Source organism: Pseudomonas sp. NFX98, from assembly GCF_047784845.1.
Classification (GTDB): domain Bacteria; phylum Pseudomonadota; class Gammaproteobacteria; order Pseudomonadales; family Pseudomonadaceae; genus Aquipseudomonas.
Genome location: NZ_JBLNNF010000022.1, coordinates 63341 through 84003 on the forward strand (window position 1 = coordinate 63341; position 20663 = coordinate 84003).

At 57.7% G+C, this 20663-nt stretch carries 18 protein-coding genes; 2 read left to right on the plus strand and 16 right to left on the minus strand.

What is annotated here, in order from left to right; genetic code table 11:
• Positions 1-120: 120 nt before the first annotated feature.
• The 4 genes from ACM110_RS25515 to ACM110_RS25530 form a co-directional block, all read right to left on the minus strand.
• Complete coding sequence (locus tag ACM110_RS25515; protein ID WP_416129937.1) at positions 121-849, minus strand: dienelactone hydrolase family protein; 729 nt, start codon at positions 847-849, stop codon at positions 121-123.
• A gap of 68 nt (positions 850-917) precedes the next feature.
• The gene (gene htpG / locus ACM110_RS25520; protein ID WP_416129938.1) at positions 918-2822 is read right to left on the minus strand and encodes a molecular chaperone HtpG; all 1905 of its coding nucleotides are present in this window, start codon (positions 2820-2822) and stop codon (positions 918-920) included.
• A gap of 82 nt (positions 2823-2904) precedes the next feature.
• Positions 2905-3354, minus strand: a complete 450-nt coding sequence (locus ACM110_RS25525) for a PaaI family thioesterase (protein ID WP_416129939.1) — start codon at positions 3352-3354, stop codon at positions 2905-2907.
• Positions 3351-3827 (minus strand): PaaI family thioesterase, encoded by a 477-nt coding sequence (locus ACM110_RS25530; RefSeq protein ID WP_416129940.1) that lies wholly within the window; start codon positions 3825-3827, stop codon positions 3351-3353. The genes ACM110_RS25525 and ACM110_RS25530 overlap by 4 nt, the downstream gene beginning before the upstream one ends.
• Before the next feature lie 160 nt (positions 3828-3987).
• Between ACM110_RS25530 and ACM110_RS25535 the strand changes: the two genes are divergently transcribed.
• Positions 3988-4233: a hypothetical protein gene (locus ACM110_RS25535; RefSeq protein ID WP_150702767.1), complete on the plus strand. Its 246-nt coding sequence runs from the start codon at positions 3988-3990 to the stop codon at positions 4231-4233.
• Between the two features lie 79 nt (positions 4234-4312).
• On the opposite strand, the gene ACM110_RS25540 is transcribed toward ACM110_RS25535, so the two are convergent.
• From ACM110_RS25540 to sdhC, 12 genes are all read right to left on the minus strand, one after another.
• Positions 4313-4714: an MAPEG family protein gene (locus tag ACM110_RS25540; protein WP_416129941.1), complete on the minus strand. Its 402-nt coding sequence runs from the start codon at positions 4712-4714 to the stop codon at positions 4313-4315.
• Positions 4714-5451 (minus strand): DUF599 domain-containing protein, encoded by a 738-nt coding sequence (locus tag ACM110_RS25545; RefSeq protein WP_416129942.1) that lies wholly within the window; start codon positions 5449-5451, stop codon positions 4714-4716. The genes ACM110_RS25540 and ACM110_RS25545 overlap by 1 nt, the downstream gene beginning before the upstream one ends.
• Positions 5452-5706: 255 nt before the next feature.
• Positions 5707-7020, minus strand: a complete 1314-nt coding sequence (gene brnQ / locus ACM110_RS25550) for a branched-chain amino acid transport system II carrier protein (protein ID WP_416129943.1) — start codon at positions 7018-7020, stop codon at positions 5707-5709.
• A gap of 382 nt (positions 7021-7402) precedes the next feature.
• Positions 7403-8284 carry a succinate--CoA ligase subunit alpha gene (gene sucD / locus ACM110_RS25555; RefSeq protein ID WP_008082972.1) on the minus strand — a complete coding sequence of 294 codons (882 nt, stop codon included), beginning with the start codon at positions 8282-8284 and terminating at the stop codon, positions 7403-7405.
• A complete protein-coding gene (gene sucC, locus ACM110_RS25560; RefSeq protein ID WP_007919879.1) occupies positions 8284-9450 on the minus strand; it encodes an ADP-forming succinate--CoA ligase subunit beta in 1167 nt (388 codons plus the stop codon). Before sucC ends, sucD begins: the two co-directional genes overlap by 1 nt.
• Positions 9451-9629: 179 nt before the next feature.
• Positions 9630-11066 carry a dihydrolipoyl dehydrogenase gene (gene lpdA / locus ACM110_RS25565; protein ID WP_103394793.1) on the minus strand — a complete coding sequence of 479 codons (1437 nt, stop codon included), beginning with the start codon at positions 11064-11066 and terminating at the stop codon, positions 9630-9632.
• Between the two features lie 98 nt (positions 11067-11164).
• Positions 11165-12379, minus strand: coding sequence for a 2-oxoglutarate dehydrogenase complex dihydrolipoyllysine-residue succinyltransferase (odhB, locus tag ACM110_RS25570; protein WP_416129944.1), 1215 nt, complete (start codon positions 12377-12379; stop codon positions 11165-11167).
• 42 nt (positions 12380-12421) lie between these two features.
• Entirely contained in the window at positions 12422-15253 is a 2832-nt protein-coding gene (locus tag ACM110_RS25575) for a 2-oxoglutarate dehydrogenase E1 component (protein ID WP_338582320.1), read from the minus strand.
• A 261-nt stretch (positions 15254-15514) separates the two neighbouring features.
• Complete coding sequence (locus tag ACM110_RS25580; RefSeq protein WP_338582321.1) at positions 15515-16219, minus strand: succinate dehydrogenase iron-sulfur subunit; 705 nt, start codon at positions 16217-16219, stop codon at positions 15515-15517.
• 11 nt (positions 16220-16230) lie between these two features.
• Positions 16231-18003: a succinate dehydrogenase flavoprotein subunit gene (gene sdhA, locus ACM110_RS25585; RefSeq protein WP_338582323.1), complete on the minus strand. Its 1773-nt coding sequence runs from the start codon at positions 18001-18003 to the stop codon at positions 16231-16233.
• A 3-nt stretch (positions 18004-18006) separates the two neighbouring features.
• The gene (sdhD, locus tag ACM110_RS25590; RefSeq protein ID WP_007977503.1) at positions 18007-18375 is read right to left on the minus strand and encodes a succinate dehydrogenase, hydrophobic membrane anchor protein; all 369 of its coding nucleotides are present in this window, start codon (positions 18373-18375) and stop codon (positions 18007-18009) included.
• Positions 18369-18743, minus strand: coding sequence for a succinate dehydrogenase, cytochrome b556 subunit (gene sdhC / locus ACM110_RS25595; RefSeq protein WP_154851239.1), 375 nt, complete (start codon positions 18741-18743; stop codon positions 18369-18371). The genes sdhD and sdhC overlap by 7 nt, the downstream gene beginning before the upstream one ends.
• A 363-nt stretch (positions 18744-19106) precedes the next feature.
• On the opposite strand from sdhC, the gene gltA reads away from it, so the two are divergent.
• The gene (gene gltA, locus ACM110_RS25600) at positions 19107-20396 is read left to right on the plus strand and encodes a citrate synthase (protein ID WP_338582324.1); all 1290 of its coding nucleotides are present in this window, start codon (positions 19107-19109) and stop codon (positions 20394-20396) included.
• Positions 20397-20663 lie beyond the last annotated feature (267 nt).

Sequence of the window (20663 nt, forward strand, 5' to 3'; positions counted from 1 at the left end):
ATAGTTCAGTGCCAGTTAGACCGCCATCGCGAGCAGGCTCGCTCCCACAGGTGAATGCATTCCAATATGGGAGCGAGCCTGCTCGCGAAGAGGCCAGCACTGACACCGGCCAAGTCATACTTAGCCCTTGAACACTTCATCCAGCAAGTTATGCATCGAAGTGAACGCCCGGGCAGCGACCTTGGCGTCGTACATCATCATCCCCGGCACATTCGCGTGCGGATCGGTGAACGAGTGGAACGCGCCGCCGTAGCTCAGCAGCTGCCAATCCACGCCCGCTGCGTTCATTTCATCTTCGAAGGCCGGCAGTTGCTCTTTCGGCACCAATGGATCTGAGGCGCCGTGCAGCACCAGGACCTTACCCTTGATGTTTTTCGCATCGTTGACGTTGGGCGTATCGAGGGTGCCGTGGAACGACACCGCCGCCTTCACCGGCGCACCGGTACGGGCAAATTCGAGAGCGCAGCAACCGCCAAAGCAGAAACCGAAGGTCGCCAGCTTCGAGGTATCAACCGCCACTTCGCCTTGACCCTGCAGCTGTTCGAATGCCACTTGCATGCGCTTGCGCAGCAATGCACGGTCATTCTTCAACGGCATCATCGCCGCACCCGCCTCGTCATTGTTCGTCGGACGAACCGATTGACCGTAGAGGTCCGCGATCAGCACCACGTAACCCTTGGCCGCCACTGACTTGGCGATCTCCTCCGCTCCGGCGCTGACGCCCATCCAGTTCGGCGCCATCAACAGACCCGGACGCGGGCCTTTGTGGTCGGCATCGAAGGCCAGACGGCTTTCATAGGATTGACCATCAATCTGATAGGCCACGGAACGTACAGTGATTTGGCTCATTTCTGACTCCTGATAATTGAACACCAGAATGAAAAAAACCCGCCGAAGCGGGTTTTCTTGCAACGCAGTTAAGCCGATAGCTCAACCAATAGCTTGTTCAAACGACGCACATACGCCGCCGGGTCTTTCAAGCTGTCGCCGGCCGCCAGGGCCGCCTGATCAAAGAGGATGTGCGACAGGTCGCCGAAGCGCTCGTCGCTCTGCTCGTTGTCGAGTTTCTCGATCAGCGGGTGAGCCGGGTTGAACTCGAAGATCGGCTTCGAATCCGGAACCTTCTGACCGCTGGCTTCGAGGATCTGACGCATCTGCAGGCCCAGGTCCTGCTCACCGATGGCCAGGATCGCCGGGGAATCGGTCAGACGGTGGGAAACCCGCACTTCGGCGACAGATTCGCCCAGCGCAGTTTTCAGACGCTCAACCAGACCTTCTTTGGCCTTGGCGACTTCTTCCGCAGCTTTCTTGTCTTCTTCCGAGTCCAGGTTGCCCAGGTCCAGGTCACCGCGCGCTACGTCGACAAAGCTCTTGCCGTCGAAGTCGTTGAGGTAGCTCATCAGCCACTCGTCGATACGGTCGGTCAGCAGCAGCACTTCGATGCCTTTCTTGCGGAAGACTTCCAGGTGCGGGCTGTTTTTGACTTGTGCGTAGGTTTCGCCGGTCAGGTAGTAAATCTTGTCCTGACCTTCCTTGGCGCGTGCCAGGTATTCGGCCAGGCCAACAACCTGCTCGCCTTCGTCGCCGTTGGTCGATGCGAAACGCAGCAGACCGGCGATTTTTTCCTTGTTGGCGAAATCTTCTGCCGGGCCTTCCTTCATGACCTGACCGAAGTTTTTCCAGAAACCTTTGTATTGCTCAGGCTCGTTCTTCGCCAGTTTTTCCAGCATGTCGAGCACGCGCTTGGTCAGCGCCGACTTCATGGAGTCGATGATCGGGTCTTTCTGCAGGATTTCCCGCGACACGTTCAGCGACAGGTCGCTGGAGTCGACCACGCCTTTGATGAAGCGCAGGTACAGCGGCAGGAACGACTCGGCCTGGTCCATGACGAATACGCGCTGAACGTACAGCTTCAGGCCTTTCGGCGCTTCACGCTGGTACAGATCGAACGGAGCACGGCTCGGCACGTACAGCAACGAGCTGTATTCCAGCTTGCCTTCGACCTTGTTGTGGCTCCAGCTCAGCGGGTTTTCGAAATCATGAGCGATGTGCTTGTAGAACTCCTGGTATTCCTCGTCCTTGATGTCGGTACGCGGACGGGTCCACAGGGCACTGGCGCGGTTGACCGTTTCCCACTCAACGGCCGGTTGCTCTTCGCCTTCGGCGGCTGCCACTTCTTTCGGCAACTCGATCGGCAAGGCGATGTGATCGGAGTACTTCTTGATGATGTTGCGCAGACGCCAGCCATCGGCGAACTCGTCTTCAGCGGATTTCAGGTGCAGGACGATGCGAGTGCCGCGCTCGGCTTTCTCGATTGTTGCAACTTCGAAATCGCCTTCACCCTTGGACGACCAATGCACGCCTTCGCTGGCAGCGCTGCCGGCACGACGGCTGTACACGTCGACTTTGTCGGCGACGATGAATGCGGAGTAGAAACCGACACCGAACTGGCCGATCAGGTGCGAGTCTTTCTTCTGGTCGCCGGTCAGGTGCTTCATGAAATCGGCGGTGCCGGATTTGGCGATGGTGCCCAGGTGCGTAATCGCATCCTCGCGGCTCATGCCGATACCGTTGTCTTCGAGGGTGACGGTTTTAGCGTCCTTGTCGAAGCTCACACGGATTTTCAGCTCGGCGCCACCTTCCAGCAATTCTGGTTTGGAAAGCGCTTCGAAACGTAATTTGTCTACAGCGTCAGAGGCGTTCGAGATCAATTCGCGAAGAAAAATTTCCTTGTTGGAATACAGCGAATGGATCATGAGGTGCAGCAGTTGCTTTACCTCGGTCTGGAAGCCCAGGGTTTCCTTTTGAGTTTCCACACTCATGGTCATCAAACTCCAATCAGATGGCATTGGCCGCGACCTTGAGCGGTCGGCGGCGGGTTGTCATCAGAGTTGGGGGCTGAGTTCAGGATTTCAAGGGCTCCTCGAGTTTGAAATGCGCCCGGGCCGTGGCAATCGGCTCGCCTTCGGTGCTTTGCCAGGCGGTAATCGCCACGTTAGCCACGCGCCGCCCCTGACGGCAAACCTGGCAGCGGGCCCAGGTATCGCGGAACTGGCCGGCACGCAGGTAATCCAGGGAGAAGTCGATAATCTTCGGCACGCCCGGCGAACCGGTAGCAATCAGCAGATGCAACGCAGCGGACAGCTCCATGAAGCCGGCAATCACGCCACCATGGATAGCGGGCAATAAAGGGTTACCAATGTTGTCCTTGTTGGCCGGCAGACGAAACAGCAACTCATCCCCCACTCGCGAGCATTCGACGCCGATCAGCGTGGCGTAGGGAATCAATTGCAGCAGCGCGCTGTAGTCGCCCTTCTCATGGGCCGCTTGCAACTGTTCTTGAAAACCGGTCATTTGGTACCTCCGGCGATGGCGCCACCAAAGCCCTTGGTGCCCTTGATGTTTTTGCCCATGCGCATGAAGGTCCCTACGACATGGGCGATCGGCTGCTCGGGATCGTCCTGGTAGGCAAAACCGCGGGCGAAGATCACGTCGGTGGTCACCCGGTAACACTGGGCGAAGCCGTAGACATTTTTATGGGGTTCAGCGGCGTGCATGTAGTCGATGCGCAGATCGAGGGTCGGGCACACCTCGAATTCCGGCAGCACGCAGAGGGTGGACATGCCGCAAGCGGTATCCATCAGCGACGTCAATGCGCCACCATGAATGACGCCTGTCTGCGGGTTGCCGACGATCTGCGGGCTATATGGAAGCACCACGGTGAGCCCTTCACTGCTGGCGCTGTGCACGCTCAAACCAAGGACCTGACAATGTCGCAATGCCGACAGAAATCGCGTCGCACGCTCAAAAATGGGGTTTTCGGCCATTTGATAAAAACTCTTGTTTAATACTCGTACAGTGAAGTAGCGGTCCGGGTAAAAGTTCCGCCTTAGAACAAACTTATATATCTGAGCAATTTGAGGAACTTAACCCTGACGCCTGGGCTCTTAAGGCCAGATAGATATTTTCCATAAGGAGAAACACCCCATGCGTAAGACTTTAGCTATTGCCTTGATGTTGACCGCTTCCCTCGGTCTCGCTGCCTGCGATAAAAAATCCGAGGACAAAGCTCAAGATGCTGCCAAACATGCTGAGCAAGCTCAGCAAGACATGAGCAAAGCTCAGGATAAAGTGAACGACGCTGCGAAAGAAAACGCCGAAGCCGCCAAAGATCAGGCTGAATCGAACGCAGAAGCCGCTAAAGAAGCTGCTCCGGAAGCACCTAAGAACTAATTCGGTTTTTAGCGTGATAAAAGAAAACCCGCCAAGTGCGGGTTTTCTTTTGTCTGGAGGTTGTGTCGCAGTGCCAGCGTTAGAGCAAAATCGTTCGAAAAGTCGGACTAATCATCAGCAACAACGAACAGACTAACCCCACCAGCCAAACCAGGCTGCGCTGCCAGGTCAGGTCCTTCCAGTAACATACCAAATAGATAACTCGCGAGATCACGAAGATGATCGCCAGCAAGTCGATGAGCCATCCCGCTGTCTGTGTGGTATGCGCCATCAACACACCCACTGCAAACAATATGAACGCTTCGAAACTATTCTGATGTGCCGCCACCGCTCGGGCACCCAAGCCTGTGAGTTGCGCCTGCTGTTGGCGCGGCGAGTGATTGTTGTAACCGCCCTGCTCTTTCATGGCCTTGCTCACGGGCATACGCGCCACGTAAATCAGCAAGGCACTGATCAACACACACCAGAATGGAATACTCATCAAGCAGCCTCTTTATTCAGCTCGGGCAATGGCGCCTCAGTAGGTGTATAGACCATCACGTCGAGGACGTCGGAGTGAAACTCGCGGCGATACAGCACGAACACCACACCCGCGCTCATCAACATGAACAACCAGGGACTGACGAACCAGGCCAGCATGGTCATGCCGAAGTAGTAAGAGCGCAGGCCGAAGTTGAACTGGTTGGCGGCCATGGAAATGACCCGCGCCGCTCGGGCGGCAAAGGCCTTGCGTTCCTGCTCGGACACATGCCGTTCACCGACCATCGGTGCCGAACCCACCAGAATGGCGGCGAAGTTGTACTGGCGCATGCACCAACTGAAAGTAAAGAAGGCGTAGACGAACACCAAGGCCAGGCACAACAACTTGATCTCCGACATGCCCTGGGAAGCCTGTTGCACCATCGGAATATCCGCCAACAGCGACACCGCCCGCTCCGATGCGCCGAGTACCGTGAGAATACCGGCCAGGATAATCAGCGTACTGGAGGCGAAGAACGAAGCGTTGCGTTCCAGGTTGCCGATCACGCTGGCGTCGGCGATGCGGTTGTCACGCAGCAACATCCGGCGCATCCAGTCTTCGCGGTAAAGGTGCAGAACGCTGGCGAGGCACGCGGTGTCGCGACCCTTCCAGGTGGCATAGCGGGTGTAACCGCCCCAACAGACTACGAACCAGACGGCGGCAAGAATGTGGATCAGGTTGGCTTGGATGAACGACATGCAATTCCCTGTGAGATGTTGGCATAGGTGACCCCTGTAGGAGCATGGCTTGCCCGCGATAGCGGTGCGTCAGTCAACAAAGGTGTCGAATGTTATACCGCCATCGCGGGCAAGCCTTGCTCCTACAGGTAAGGCTTCGACGTTAGCTCAACGAAAAAGACACCGCATCTCCAGATAAAAAAATGCCCCGTATCGATTGATACGGGGCATTTCTGTTTCTGCTCCTGACCCGCTTGTGGCGGGTCGTGAAGCGACTTAAGCCAAGGCTTCTTCGCGCTTGCCCAGCAGGCGGTCGCAAACCACCGCAACTACCAGGGTCATCACCGACGGCACCAGCCATGCCAGACCTTGCTCGCTCAGCGGCAGGTGAGCCAGTTGCGCCGGCATCCACTCCGCCAGACCAGCACCCTTGAGTGCGTCGATCAGACCGAAGATGAATGACACCAGCATCACCGGGCCGAGGATACGACCCTGCTCATGCCAGAAGTCCTTGCAGAAGCTCAACGCCACCAGAACGATGCACGGCGGGTAGATCGCAGTCAGTACCGGGATCGAGAACGCAATCAGCTTGGTCAGGCCCAGGTTGGACACCAGCAGCGAGAAAGCAGCAAGAATGATCACCAGCGTCTTGTAGGACAGCGGCAGCACACGGCTGAAGTATTCGGCGCATGCGCAGGTCAGGCCGACCGCCGTCACCAGGCACGCCAAGGAGATCAGCACCGCGAGGAAGCCGCTACCCAACGAACCGAAGGTGTGTTGTACGTAAGCGTGCAGCACCGCCGCACCGTTGGTCGCGCCGGCAGCCACTTCATGGCTGCCCGAACCGAGACGGAACAGGCTGACGTAAACCAGTGCCAGGCCCACACCGGCAATCAGCCCGGCGATGATTGCATAACGAGTGATCAGTGCTGGCGACTCGACGCCGCGGGAACGGATGGCGTTAACAATCACGATGCCGAACACCAGTGCGCCGAGGGTATCCATGGTCAGGTAACCATTGATGAAGCCCTGGGAGAACGGTGCCGCCACGTATTCAGGCGTCGCATGGCCAATGTCACCCGCCGGCAAGGCGAATGCCGCAATGCCCAGTACGGCGAGCGCGATGATCTTCAGCGGTGCGAGGAAACGTCCTACGGTATCCAGCAGGCGGCCCGGATACAGCGAGATGAAGAACACCAGCAGGAAGTAAACCGAGCTGTAGAGGAACAGCGCCAATGGGCTCTCGCCGGTCAGAGGCGCCAGGCCCACTTCGAAGGACACGGTCGCCGTACGCGGCGTGGCGAACAGCGGGCCAACAGCGAGGTAGCAAGCGGCTGCCAACACGCCACCGGCCACTTTACCGATCGGGCTGCTCAGCGCGTCCATGGCGCCACCGACCTTGGCCAGCGCCACAACGGTGATCACCGGCAAGCCAACCGCCGTGACCAGAAAGCCCAGCGCCGCCATCCAGACATGAGGCCCGGACTGCAAACCGACGATAGGCGGGAAGATGATGTTGCCAGCCCCGACGAACAGGGCAAACGTCATAAAACCAAGTGCCAGGATGTCCTGGCCTTTCAACACTTTCATTAAGGAAATACCACACTACTGAATCGGAATTTAGAGAGGGATTTCCCTATGGGTGAGGGAAATGCTGTCGGTCCGTATAAGACCAACCCTTTTAGCGCGTTGCTGCCTTGTGGGCGCGGACGCAAAAATGGCGAGTAGCCTAACGAATCTGGGCGGGAAACGCACTGTTTGAGGGCGAACTATCCGATCTACGACATTCTTGTGTCGCGTTTACATATCTAAATTTCATAAAGATCAAAAGATCGCAGCCTGCGGCAGCTCCTACAGAAGATCGCATTCCCATGTAGGAGCTGCCGCAGGCTGCGATCTTTTGACCTTCAAAAACAACAAAGGCCACCCGAAGGTGGCCTTTGTTTGGTGAAGCGTCAGTTAAGCGCGAGGCTTACTTGACAGCCCAACCAGTCAGCTCAGCCAGGGCTTTGCCGATGTCTGCCAGCGAACGCACGGTTTTAACGCCTGCGTCTTGCAGAGCAGCGAATTTCTCGTCTGCAGTGCCTTTGCCGCCAGAGATGATTGCGCCAGCATGGCCCATGCGCTTGCCCGGAGGAGCAGTCACACCAGCGATGTAGGAAACAACCGGCTTGGTCACGTGTGCCTTGATGTAGGCAGCCGCTTCTTCTTCAGCCGAACCGCCGATCTCACCGATCATTACGATCGCTTCGGTCTTCGGGTCTTCCTGGAACAGCTTCAGGATGTCGATGAAGTTCGAACCCGGGATCGGGTCACCACCGATGCCGACGCAAGTCGACTGACCGAAACCGGCGTCAGTAGTCTGCTTAACAGCTTCGTAGGTCAGGGTGCCGGAACGGGAAACGATACCGACCTTGCCTGGCAAGTGAATGTGACCTGGCATGATGCCGATCTTGCATTCGCCTGGGGTGATCACGCCTGGGCAGTTAGGGCCGATCAGGACTACGCCCAGTTCGTCGCACTTAACTTTAGCGTCCAGCATGTCCAGGGTAGGAATGCCTTCGGTGATGCAGACGATCAGCTTGATGCCGCCGAAAGCAGCTTCCAGGATCGAATCTTTGCAGAAAGGAGCCGGAACGTAGATCACGCTGGCGGTAGCGCCAGTGGCTTCTACTGCGTCTTTAACGGTGTTGAACACTGGCAGACCCAGGTGCTCGGTGCCGCCTTTGCCTGGAGTTACACCACCAACCATCTTGGTGCCGTACTCGATGGCTTGCTGGGTGTGGAAACTACCTTGCGAACCGGTAATACCCTGGCAGATAACTTTGGTGTCTTTATTGATCAGGACGCTCATTATTTGCCCTCCGCAGCTTTGACAACTTGTTGAGCAGCGTCGGTCAGGCTGGTAGCAGCGATGATGTTCAAACCGCTTTCTGCCAGTACTTTAGCGCCCAGCTCAGCGTTGTTGCCTTCAAGGCGAACAACAACCGGGATTTTCACGCCGACTTCTTTCACAGCGCCGATGATGCCTTCGGCAATCATGTCGCAACGAACGATGCCGCCGAAGATGTTAACCAGTACTGCAGCGACGTTGGTGTCGGACAGAATGATCTTGAACGCTTCGGTAACGCGTTCTTTGGTGGCACCGCCGCCCACGTCGAGGAAGTTGGCTGGTTTGCCGCCATGCAGGTTGACGATGTCCATGGTACCCATGGCCAGGCCAGCACCGTTGACCATGCAACCGATGTTGCCTTCCAGTGCTACGTAGTTCAGTTCGAACTTGGCAGCGTGCGCTTCGCGCGGATCGTCTTGCGACGGATCGTGGAAAGTCTTCAGCTTAGGCTGACGGTACATGGCGTTGGCGTCGATGTTGATCTTGGCATCGAGGCAGTGCAGATCGCCGTCAGCCTTGATCACCAGCGGGTTCACTTCCAGCAGGGCCAGGTCGTGATCCTTGAACAGTTTGGCCAGACCTACGAAGATCTTGGCGAACTGGGCAACTTGCTTGCCTTCCAGACCCAACTGGAATGCCAGCTCGCGACCCTGGAATGGCTGAGCGCCAACCAGTGGATCGATAGTGGCTTTCAGAATTTTTTCTGGAGTGTCGTGAGCGATTTTCTCGATGTCCACGCCACCTTCGGTGGAAGCCATGAACACGATACGACGGCTCGAACGGTCAACGACAGCGCCCAGGTACAGCTCTTTAGCGATATCAGTGCACGATTCAACCAGGATCTTGGTGACTGGCTGACCATTGGCGTCAGTCTGGTAAGTCACCAGACGCTTGCCCAGCCACTGCTGTGCGAAGGCTTTGGCGTCTTCTTTGCTGCGAACCAGCTTAACGCCGCCCGCTTTACCGCGACCACCGGCGTGGACCTGGGCTTTGACAACCCACTCGCTGCCGCCGATTTTGTCGCAAGCTTCTGCTGCTGCTTCCGGGGTGTCTACCGCGTAACCGGTGGATACTGGCAGGCCGTACTCAGCGAACAGCTGCTTACCCTGATACTCGTGAAGATTCATGCTTATTACCGTCTTCGTTAGGTACTGCGCATTCGGTGCTGCACTTGTTCAAGTGCCGCACCACCTGTGACTGCTGCTTGCGTAGCTGAGCTACGCAAGACTGCGTCCAGCGGACATTCCGCGGTGAGTCTTGCATGCAAGGCTCACGACGGGCCGTACCGCCGTGGTTTCTTATTGTCTTAACGCTTCTTGCGGTTGGCGATGTGGATGGCGCCGCCATTCACTGCCAGAGCAGCTTCGTGCAAGGCTTCAGACAGGGTCGGATGGGAGAAAACCATCATGCCCAGGTCTTCAGCGCTGGTGCCGAATTCCATACCGATCGCGCCCTGCTGAACCAGTTCGGCAGCGCTTGGACCAATCACGTGGACGCCCAATACGCGGTCTGTCTTGGCATCAGCGATGACCTTGACGAAACCACCGGTATCGTTGGCAGCCATGGCACGGCCGGAGGCTGCGAACGGGAAGGTGCCGACGTTAACTTCAACGCCTTCAGCTTTCAAGGCCTGCTCGGTTTTACCGACCCACGCGATTTCCGGGTGAGTATAAATAACCGATGGGATCAAATCATAGTTCATCTGGGCCTTGTGGCCCTTGATGCGCTCGACAACCATGATGCCTTCTTCCGACGCTTTGTGCGCCAGCATCATGCCGCGAACCACGTCACCGATGGCGTAGACGCCCGGTACGGTGGTGGCGCAGTGATCATCAACGTGCACGAAACCGCGCTCGTCCAGGGTCACGCCGCAGTCGGCAGCCAGCAGATCAGTGGTCACCGGACGGCGACCAACGGCTACGATCAGCTTGTCGAAAGTGATGTTCTGTTCGCCGTTGGCATCGGTGTAGTTCACAACGACTTCGTCGCCGTTCACTTTGGAGCCGGTCACGCGAGCGCCCAGCTTGATGTCCAGACCCTGTTTGGTCAGGGTTTTCAGCGCTTCCTTGGAAACAGCGGCGTCGGCTGCCATCAGGAAAGTGTCCAGGGCTTCCAGGACAGTCACTTCTGCACCCAGACGCGACCATACCGAACCCAGTTCCAGACCGATGACGCCAGCGCCGATCACGCCCAGACGCTTAGGTACGGTCTGGAATTCCAGGGCGCCAGTCGAATCGACGATCACATTCTGGTCAACCGGAGCTGGCGGAATGTCGATCGGACGCGAACCTGGAGCCAGGATTACGTTTTCGGCCTGGATGATTTCTACCGAGCCGTCTGGCTTGGTGACTTCAACTTGCTTGCCGGCCAGCAGCTTGCCGTGACCTTCAATGGAAGTCACACCGTTGGCTTTGAACAGGGTCGCAACGCCAGAGGTCAGGCCTTTGACGATGGTGGCCTTGCGGCCGACCATTGCTGGCACGTCCATGGTCACGCCAGCGTGGTTGATACCGTGGATCGCGAAGCCTTCTTTGGCTTCCTTGTACTTCCAGGAGCTGTCCAGCAGCGCCTTGGATGGAATGCAGCCGACGTTCAGGCAAGTACCGCCCAGAGCCAGTTTGCCTTCCTTGTCGGTGTACTTCTCGATGCAGGCAGTGCTGAGGCCCAGTTGGGCAGCCTTGATGGCAGCCACATAGCCGCCAGGGCCAGCGCCGATCACTACTACGTCAAATTTCTGCGACATTCAAAAAATCCTCTTTAGCGAAAAGCTTCAAGCCGCAAGCTGCAAGCCAAACTGCGGGTTTTCCGTCAGCTCGAGCTTGCAGCCCGTGGCTGCTTCTATCAGATATCCAGCAACAGACGAGCCGGATCTTCCAGCAGGTTCTTGATGGTCACCAGGAAGGTCACAGCTTCTTTGCCATCGATCAGACGGTGATCGTAGGACAGTGCCAGGTACATCATCGGACGGATAACGACCTGACCGTTGATGGCCATAGGACGCTGGATGATGTTGTGCATGCCCAGGATGGCGGCTTGTGGCGGGTTGACGATCGGGGTCGACATCATCGAACCGAAAGTACCACCGTTGGTGATGGTGAAAGTACCACCGGTCATTTCGTCCATCGACAGTTTGCCGTCGCGGGCTTTCTTGCCGAAGGTGGCGATGCCGCCTTCGATTTCAGCCAGGCTCATCAGTTCGGCGTTACGCAGGACCGGTACAACCAGGCCGCGATCGCTGGAAACTGCAACACCGACGTCAGCGTAGCCGTGGTAAACGATGTCAGCACCGTCGATCGAAGCGTTGACGGCCGGGAAGCGTTTCAGCGCTTCGGTGGCAGCCTTCACGAAGAACGACATGAAGCCCAGGCGCACGCCGTTGTGGGACTTCTCGAACAGGTCCTTGTACTTCGAACGCAGGGCCATGACTTCGGTCATGTCGACTTCGTTGAAAGTGGTCAGCATCGCCATGTTCGACTGAGCTTCAACCAGACGCTTGGCCACGGTGGCACGAACGCGGGTCATCGGTACGCGCTTCTCGATGCGGTCGCCAGCGGCGAACACAGGAGCGGCAGCCGAAGGAGCAGCAGCCTTGGCAGGCGCGGCAGCCGGAGCGGCTTTCTTGGCAGCAACGGCTGCAACCACGTCTTCCTTGGTCACACGACCGCCTTTGCCGGTGCCGGCAACGGAAGCGATGTTGATGCCGTTTTCTTCAGCCAGCTTGCGAGCAGCCGGTGCAGCAACAGGATCGTCTTCGCCTTCGGCGGCAGCTGGAGCAGCGGCGGCAGCCGGAGCAGCAGCGGCTGGAGCGGCGGCGCCACTGCCTTCGCCGATGGAGCCCAGTACTTCGTCGGACAGAACGGTGTCGCCTTCGTTCTTGATGATCGCGCCCAGCACGCCGTCGGCGGTGGCCAGAACTTCCAGCACGACTTTGTCAGTTTCAATGTCGACGATCAGTTCGTCACGCTTGACGGCGTCGCCCGGTTTTTTGTGCCAGGTGGCAACGGTGCCATCGGCAACCGATTCCGGGAAAGTGGGGGCTTTGATTTCGATAGCCATTATCTGTGGGTCCTTAAATTCGGTTTCAGGTGCGCGAAGGCGTTAAACAGTAAAGGCGTCTTGCAGCAGTTTTTCCTGCTGCTCAGCGTGCATCGATGCGTAACCGCATGCCGGTGCAGCAGAAGCCTCACGGCCCGCGTACTCAAGTACGAGAGACTTGTCGAGGTTGCTGATGCTGCGACGCATGTGGTGTTGGCTGCAGTACCAAGCACCCTGGTTCATCGGCTCTTCCTGACACCAAACGGCAGCTTTGACGTTGGTATAAGGAGCCAGGACTTCTTTCAAGTCGTCCTCAGGGAATGGGTACAGCTGCTCGATACGCACGATGGCGATATCGTCACGGCCTTCGGCACGGCGTTTTTCCAGCAGGTCGTAGTAGACCTTGCCGCTACACAGAACTACGCGCTCGACCTTTTTCGGGTCTTGGGCGTCGATTTCCGGGATAACGGTCTGGAACGAACCTTCGGCCAGATCTTCCAGGGTCGAGATGGCCAGTTTGTGACGCAGCAGCGACTTCGGAGTCAGAACGATCAACGGCTTGCGCAGTGGGCGAATTACCTGACGACGCAGCAGGTGGTAGATCTGAGCCGGCGTAGTCGGTACCGCGACCTGAATGTTGTGCTCGGCGCACAGCTGCAGGTAACGCTCCAGACGAGCCGAGGAGTGCTCCGGCCCCTGACCTTCATAACCGTGCGGCAGCAGCATGGTCAGACCGCACAGACGGCCCCACTTGTGCTCGCCGCTGGTGATGAACTGGTCGATAACCACCTGGGCACCGTTGGCGAAGTCGCCGAACTGGGCTTCCCAGATCACCAGCGCATCCGGCGTGGTGGTCGAGTAACCGTATTCGAACGCCAGCACCGCTTCTTCGGACAGGAACGAGTCGTACAGGTCGAAGCGTGGCTGACCGTCGTACAGGTTCTGCAACGGGATGTAGGTGCCCGCGTCTTTCTGGTTGTGCAGAACAGCATGACGGTGCGAGAACGTACCGCGGCCGATGTCCTGGCCAGTCATGCGGATCGGGTGACCTTCGAACGCCAGGGTCGCGTACGCCATGGTTTCGGCGTAACCCCAGTTGATCGGCAGGCCACCGGCCTGCATCTTCTGACGGTCTTCGTAGATTTTTGCAACCTGGCGCTGAACCACGAAGCCTTCCGGGATTTCCAGCAGCTTGGCGGACAGTTCCTGCAAGGTCTTGAGGTCGAAGCGAGTGTCGTGACGCGCGGTCCAGGCGTGGCCCAGATACGGACGCCAATCCACGAACAACTCTTTGTTCGGCTCTTTGACCAGGCTTTTCACTACGTGCAGACCGTTGTCCAGCGCGTTGCGGTATTCGTCGACTTTCGCCTGAACACGCTCTGCGTCCAGCACACCGCCCTGGGTCAGACGATCGGCATACAGCTCACGGGTGGTGCGCTGTTTGGTGATCTGCTGATACATGATCGGCTGGGTGCCGCTTGGTTCGTCGGCTTCGTTGTGGCCGCGACGACGGTAGCAGACCAGGTCGATCACCACGTCACGCTTGAACTGCATGCGGTAGTCGATGGCCAGCTGGGTCACGAACAATACGGCTTCCGGATCATCACCATTCACATGGAGGATCGGCGCCTGGATCATTTTCGCAACGTCGGTCGCGTACTCGGTGGAACGCGAGTCCAGCGGGTTGCTGATGGTGAAACCGACCTGGTTGTTGATCACGATGTGCACGGTACCGCCGGTCTTGAAACCGCGGGTCTGCGACATCTGGAAGGTTTCCATGACCACGCCCTGACCTGCGAAAGCAGCGTCACCGTGGATGGAGATCGGCAGAACCTTCTCACCGGTTGGATCGTTGCGACGATCCTGACGGGCGCGAACCGAACCCTCGACCACCGGGGAAACGATTTCCAGGTGGGACGGGTTGAACGCCATGGCCAGGTGAACTTCACCGCCGGTGGTCATCACGTTGGACGAGAAGCCCTGGTGGTACTTAACGTCACCGGAACCCAGCTCGACCTTCTTCTTGCCTTCGAACTCGTCGAACAGCTCGCGCGGGTTCTTGCCGAAGGTGTTGACCAGCACGTTCAGACGGCCACGGTGGGCCATGCCGATGACGATTTCCTTGGTGCCGTAGGAACCGGAACGCTGGATCAGCTCATCGAGCATCGGAATCAGGCTCTCGCCGCCTTCCAGACCAAAACGCTTGGTACCCGGGTATTTGGTGCCCAGGTATTTTTCCAGGCCTTCACCGGCGGTCACGCGCTCAAGCAAGTGGCTCTTGATGTCGGCGGAGTACGTCGGACGGCCGCGCACGCTTTCCAGACGCTGCTGGAACCACTGGCGCTGCTCGGAATCGGTGATGTGCGTAAATTCAGCGCCGATGGTGCGGCAATATGTCTGCTGCAACGCTTCGTGAATTTCGCGTAGGCTCGCTTCCTCTTTGCCGATGAACAGGTCGCCGGCACGGAAGGTCGTATCAAGATCGGCATTGGTCAAGCCGTAATGATTGATCGACAGGTCTGCAGGTGCAGGACGCTGCCACAGCCCCAGCGGGTCAAGCTGGGCTGCCTGGTGGCCACGCATACGGTAGGCTTGGATCAATCGCAGCACTTCAACTTGCTTCTTCTCGTGCTCACTGCTCACGCTGCCGGCGGAAACCGGTTGGGCGCGGCGCTGGTTCTTTGCCAGCAAGACGAAATGATCGCGAATTGTGGAGTGCGAAACATCGGTGGCAGAGTTGCCGTCAGCAGGCAACTTCTGGAAGTAGGTGCGCCACTCTTCTGGCACAGCGTTAGGGTCGTGCAGGTAGAGCTCGTAGAGCTCTTCCACATAGGCAGCGTTACTACCGGATAGGTAGGCACTGTTCCACATGCGCTGCATCACGCTTTCTTGCATGCTTGGTCACCCTCGGTTAGGGGAACACCACCGGTGTCGACACCGAGCAAACTTGCAGAAGTCCGAATGCAGCGACCAAAACAAGCCACTAGGATCACACTGATAGTCCGGGTACCAGCCCGGATGCCCCTGCTTGTCTCATTTCTTCAAAATAAGAGCCGCAGCCTTATAAGCTGCTGCTCAGGTTAAAACTACGGCGCCGGTTGAAGCCTGCGCCGTAGCATCCACGGGTACAGCGGTACTACATTTGCAGCAGCTGAATCACACGCCGCTCGAGAGCAGCATGTTACGGATGTGACCGATGGCCCTAGTCGGGTTCAGGCCTTTCGGACATACGTTGACGCAGTTCATGATGCTCCGGCAGCGGAATACGCTGAACGGGTCATCCAGCGCAGCCAGGCGCTCGGTAGTCTTGGTATCGCGGCTGTCTGCCAGGAAGCGGTACGCTTGCAGCAGGGCAGCTGGACCCAGGAACTTGTCCGGGTTCCACCAGAAGGACGGGCAAGAGGTCGAGCAGCAAGCGCACAGGATGCACTCGTACAGACCGTCGAGCTTTTCACGCTCTTCAGGGGACTGCAGACGCTCGATGGCCGGAGCCGGCGTGTCGTTCTGCAGGAATGGCTTAACCTTCTCGTATTGCTTGTAGAAGATGCTCATATCGACGACCAGGTCACGGATAACCGGCAAACCTGGCAGAGGACGAACGATCAACTTGTTACCTTTTACAACAGCAGACAGCGGCGTGACGCAGGCCAGGCCGTTCTTGCCGTTGATGTTCATGCCGTCGGAACCGCAAACGCCTTCACGGCAAGAGCGACGATAGGAGAAACCTTCGTCCTGCTCTTTGATCAGGGCCAGTACGTCCAGCACCATCAGGTCTTTACCACCGGTATCAACCTGGAATTCCTGCATGAACGGCGCGGCGTCCTGATCAGGGTTGTAACGATAAACGCTGACTTGCAACATGGCGGCCACCCTTAATAAGTCCGAATCTTAGGTTCAAAAGTCGGAACAGTCTTCGGCGAGAAGTTCACAGCACGCTTGGTCACGCGCTTGTCACCCGGGAAGTACAGGGTGTGGCACAGCCAGTTTTCGTCGTCGCGGTCTTCGAAGTCTTCACGGGCATGAGCACCGCGGGACTCTTTACGTACTTCGGCAGCGATGGCGGTAGCTTCAGCCACTTCCAGCAGGTTCTGCAGTTCCAGAGCTTCGATACGTGCAGTGTTGAACGCTTGCGACTTATCGTTGATCTTGACGTTGGCGATGCGCGCGCGCAGGTCAGCCAGCTGGGCAATACCCTTCTGCATGTATTCGCCGGTACGGAATACACCGAAGTAGTTCTGCATGCAGTTTTGCAGTTCGCGACGCAGGGTAGCCACGTCTTCGCCTTCGGTACGGTTGTTCAGTGCGTTCAGGCGCGACAGGGCAGCTTCAATGTCAGCTTCGGTAGCGTCGTCGTATTCGATGCCGTCGGTCAGCGCTTTTTCCAGGTGCAGGCCGGCAGCACGGCCGAATACCACCAGGTCGAGCAGAGAGTTGCCGCCCAGACGGTTGGCACCGTGAACCGATACGCAAGCCACTTCGCCTACAGCGAACAGACCATGAATGATCTCGTCCACGCCTTCAGCGTTCTGGGTGATCGCCTGACCATGAATGTTGGTCGGCACGCCGCCCATCATATAGTGGCAAGTCGGAACAACCGGAACCGGAGCAACAACCGGGTCAACGTGAGCAAACGTTTTCGACAGTTCGCAGATGCCTGGCAGACGGCTGTGCAGCACTTCCTCGCCCAGGTGGTCGAGTTTGAGCATTACGTGGTCGCCATTCGGACCGCAACCGTTGCCGGCGATGATTTCTTTAACCATCGAACGGGCAACCACGTCACGACCGGCAAGGTCTTTGGCGTTCGGAGCGTAACGCTCCATGAAACGCTCGCCGTGCTTGTTGATCAGGTAACCACCTTCACCACGGCAACCTTCTGTAACCAGTACACCGGCGCCGGCGATGCCGGTCGGGTGGAACTGCCACATTTCGATGTCTTGTACCGGTACGCCGGCACGCAGTGCCATACCAACGCCGTCACCGGTGTTGATCAGGGCATTGGTGGTCGAAGCGTAGATACGACCTGCACCGCCGGTAGCCAGAACGGTGGCCTTGGCGCGGATGTAGGTGGTTTCGCCGGTTTCGATGCAGATGGCGATAACGCCGACGAACTCGCCTTGCGAGTTCTTAACCAGGTCAACAGCGTAGTACTCGTTCAGGAACGTGGTACCGGCTTTCAGGTTGCCCTGATAAAGGGTGTGCAGCAGGGCGTGGCCGGTACGGTCGGATGCAGCGCAAGTGCGCGCAGCCTGGCCGCCTTTACCGTAATCCTTGGACTGACCACCGAACGGACGCTGGTAGATGCGGCCTTGTTCGGTACGGGAGAACGGCAGACCCATGTGGTCCAGTTCGAAAACGGCGGCCGGGCCTTCCTGACACATGTACTCGATAGCGTCCTGGTCACCGATGTAGTCGGAACCCTTGACGGTATCGTACATGTGCCAGCGCCAGTCATCGTTCGGGTCGGCCGAAGCGATGGCGCAGGTGATGCCACCTTGAGCGGATACGGTGTGCGAACGGGTCGGGAACACCTTGGTGATCACGGCAGTCTTGTGACCGCCTTGTGCCAGTTGCAGCGCTGCGCGCATGCCGGCACCGCCACCACCAATAATGATGGCGTCGAAAGAAATCGTTGGAATGTTAGCCATGAATCAGATACCCCAGAGAATCTGCACACCCCAGACGAAGTAAGCGAACATCGCAACGCCGCATACTGCCTGGAAAAGGAAACGTACTGCAGTCGCGGACTTGCCCAGCGCCATCGGCGTCAGGTAGTCGGTCGCGATGGTCCACATGCCGACCCAGGCGTGAGCGCCCAGGGCCACAAGCGCCAGCAGACTGAAGATACGCATCCCGTTGTGGGCGAACAGGCCGTGCCATTGGTCATAGCCAATGCCCGGGTTCGCAGCGAGGTATCCGATCAGGAAAATGAAATAAGCCGCGAGAACGACCGCAGACACACGTTGCGCCATCCAGTCATACAGACCGGAACGCGAAAGGTTCGTAACGCTGGTTACCATATCCAAACTCCTGCCAGAACGATCAGCACCACGGAAATGGCGATGATAATTTTCGAGCCCAGCGTGCCGCCTTCCAGCGTCTCACCGATGCCCATATCCATGATCAAGTGGCGCACACCGGCTACCAGGTGATACAGCAGAGCGGACAGGAGGCCCCATGCTACGAACTTGGCCAGCGGGCTGGTCAAGGTTGCCTTCACGTCGACAAAACCTTCCTCGGAACCCAAAGACTTGCCCAATGCATAAAGCATGAAGCCGAGGCCCAGGAAGAGGATGATGCCGGAAACACGGTGAAGAAACGACGTAACGCCGGTGATGGGGAGTTTGATGGTCCTTAGGTCTAGGTTTACAGGTCGTTGGCTTTTCACGGCTTTTTTTTCACACTGAAGAGCCCCTAACAATCAGGGCAAAGTTGTTGGGGAGTGCACTGGTCAGGTAACCACCACCCAGGGATGCGACCCCCAATAAAGCAGGCCCAAAAGCCCTTGGCGGTCGGTGGCCGAGTATAGACAGTTAGGCTACTAATGACAACGCAAAGACCTAACCCAAACAGCGGATTGCGCAACTGACATAAAAGGCGTAAATGGCAGGCAATTTCGAGAAAAAAGTCGGGTTAAAGCCTTCTGGAGCAAGACTTTAGGCAAATTGACATTCGAATTTATCTCACTATAGTGGTGCGGGCCCTGCGTGGGGGGTCTGTCTGATGATTTCAAGCATAAATAGGAGGCCACATGGCTGACAAAAAAGCGCAGTTGATCATCGAGGGCGCAGCCCCCGTCGAGCTGCCCATTTTAACCGGCACCGTTGGTCCCGATGTTATCGATGTTCGGGGCTTGACGGCCACGGGCCGTTTCACCTTTGACCCTGGTTTCATGTCGACCGCTTCCTGCGAGTCGAAGATCACCTATATCGACGGCGACAACGGCATTCTGCTGCACCGCGGCTACCCGATCGAACAGCTGGCTGAAAAGTCGGACTACCTGGAAACCTGCTATCTGCTGCTCAACGGCGAACTGCCGACCGCAGAACAGAAGGCCCAGTTCGTCAGCACCGTAAAGAACCACACCATGGTTCACGAGCAGCTGAAGACCTTCTTCAACGGCTTCCGTCGTGACGCCCACCCGATGGCCGTCATGTGCGGTGTAGTCGGCGCCCTTTCGGCCTTCTACCACGACTCCCTGGACATCAATAACCCGCAGCATCGCGAAATCTCCGCGATCCGCCTGGTTGCCAAGATGCCGACCCTGGCAGCGATGGTTTACAAGTACTCCATGGGCCAACCCATGATGTACCCGCGCAACGACCTGACGTACGCGGAAAACTTCCTGCACATGATGTTCAACACCCCGTGCGAGATCAAACCGATCAGCCCGGTGCTCGCCAAGGCCATGGACCGGATCTTCATCCTCCATGCCGACCACGAGCAGAACGCATCGACTTCCACCGTGCGCCTGGCAGGCTCCTCGGGTGCCAACCCGTTCGCCTGTATCGCCGCCGGTATCGCCGCACTGTGGGGCCCTGCCCACGGCGGCGCGAACGAAGCCGTTCTGACCATGCTCGATGAAATTGGCGATGTCTCGAACATCGACAAGTACATCGCCAAGGCCAAGGACAAGAACGATCCGTTCAAACTGATGGGCTTCGGTCACCGCGTTTACAAAAACCGCGACCCGCGTGCCACCGTGATGAAGAAGACCTGCGACGAAGTGTTGAAGGAACTGGGCATCCAGAACGATCCGCAACTCGAACTGGCCATGCGCCTGGAAGAGATCGCCCTGACCGACCCGTACTTCATCGAACGCTCGCTGTACCCGAACGTCGACTTCTACTCGGGGATCATCCTCAAGGCGATCGGCATTCCAACCAGCATGTTCACCGTGATCTTCGCCCTGGCGCGGACCGTCGGCTGGATCTCCCACTGGAAGGAAATGCTCTCCAGCCCGTACAAGATTGGCCGTCCACGCCAGCTGTACACCGGCTACGAGTCGCGTGATATCTCCAAGCTGGAAGACCGCAAGTAAGATTTTTCTTGCTGTAGCGTGTTGAGTTGTACCGGAGACGGCCTCTATTTATATAGGGGCCGTTTTTGTTTGTGCGGCTTTTGATGGTGTACATATCCGTTTCTGCGGTTACGGCCGCAACTGGTTCCGCCCTTACGGCGGGTCACTTGGAAAAACGGAACGCCGCCCGGCCCCAAGTAACCAAGGGCTCTTGCCCCTTACGTTCGGTGCCTCGCCTAGGCTCGGCATGCCCTCGCTCCGGTCCTGCTTCGTGGGCCCGCCGCCATC

Coding starts and splice junctions, on each gene's coding strand:
- ACM110_RS25515 (WP_416129937.1), bottom strand. CDS start 849: ATGAGCCAAATCACTGTACGTTCCGTGGCCTATCAGATTGATGGTCAA.
- htpG (WP_416129938.1), bottom strand. CDS start 2,822: ATGAGTGTGGAAACTCAAAAGGAAACCCTGGGCTTCCAGACCGAGGTA.
- ACM110_RS25525 (WP_416129939.1), bottom strand. CDS start 3,354: ATGACCGGTTTTCAAGAACAGTTGCAAGCGGCCCATGAGAAGGGCGAC.
- ACM110_RS25530 (WP_416129940.1), bottom strand. CDS start 3,827: ATGGCCGAAAACCCCATTTTTGAGCGTGCGACGCGATTTCTGTCGGCA.
- ACM110_RS25535 (WP_150702767.1), top strand. CDS start 3,988: ATGCGTAAGACTTTAGCTATTGCCTTGATGTTGACCGCTTCCCTCGGT.
- ACM110_RS25540 (WP_416129941.1), bottom strand. CDS start 4,714: ATGAGTATTCCATTCTGGTGTGTGTTGATCAGTGCCTTGCTGATTTAC.
- ACM110_RS25545 (WP_416129942.1), bottom strand. CDS start 5,451: ATGTCGTTCATCCAAGCCAACCTGATCCACATTCTTGCCGCCGTCTGG.
- brnQ (WP_416129943.1), bottom strand. CDS start 7,020: ATGAAAGTGTTGAAAGGCCAGGACATCCTGGCACTTGGTTTTATGACG.
- sucD (WP_008082972.1), bottom strand. CDS start 8,284: ATGAGCGTCCTGATCAATAAAGACACCAAAGTTATCTGCCAGGGTATT.
- sucC (WP_007919879.1), bottom strand. CDS start 9,450: ATGAATCTTCACGAGTATCAGGGTAAGCAGCTGTTCGCTGAGTACGGC.
- lpdA (WP_103394793.1), bottom strand. CDS start 11,066: ATGTCGCAGAAATTTGACGTAGTAGTGATCGGCGCTGGCCCTGGCGGC.
- odhB (WP_416129944.1), bottom strand. CDS start 12,379: ATGGCTATCGAAATCAAAGCCCCCACTTTCCCGGAATCGGTTGCCGAT.
- ACM110_RS25575 (WP_338582320.1), bottom strand. CDS start 15,253: ATGCAAGAAAGCGTGATGCAGCGCATGTGGAACAGTGCCTACCTATCC.
- ACM110_RS25580 (WP_338582321.1), bottom strand. CDS start 16,219: ATGTTGCAAGTCAGCGTTTATCGTTACAACCCTGATCAGGACGCCGCG.
- sdhA (WP_338582323.1), bottom strand. CDS start 18,003: ATGGCTAACATTCCAACGATTTCTTTCGACGCCATCATTATTGGTGGT.
- sdhD (WP_007977503.1), bottom strand. CDS start 18,375: ATGGTAACCAGCGTTACGAACCTTTCGCGTTCCGGTCTGTATGACTGG.
- gltA (WP_338582324.1), top strand. CDS start 19,107: ATGGCTGACAAAAAAGCGCAGTTGATCATCGAGGGCGCAGCCCCCGTC.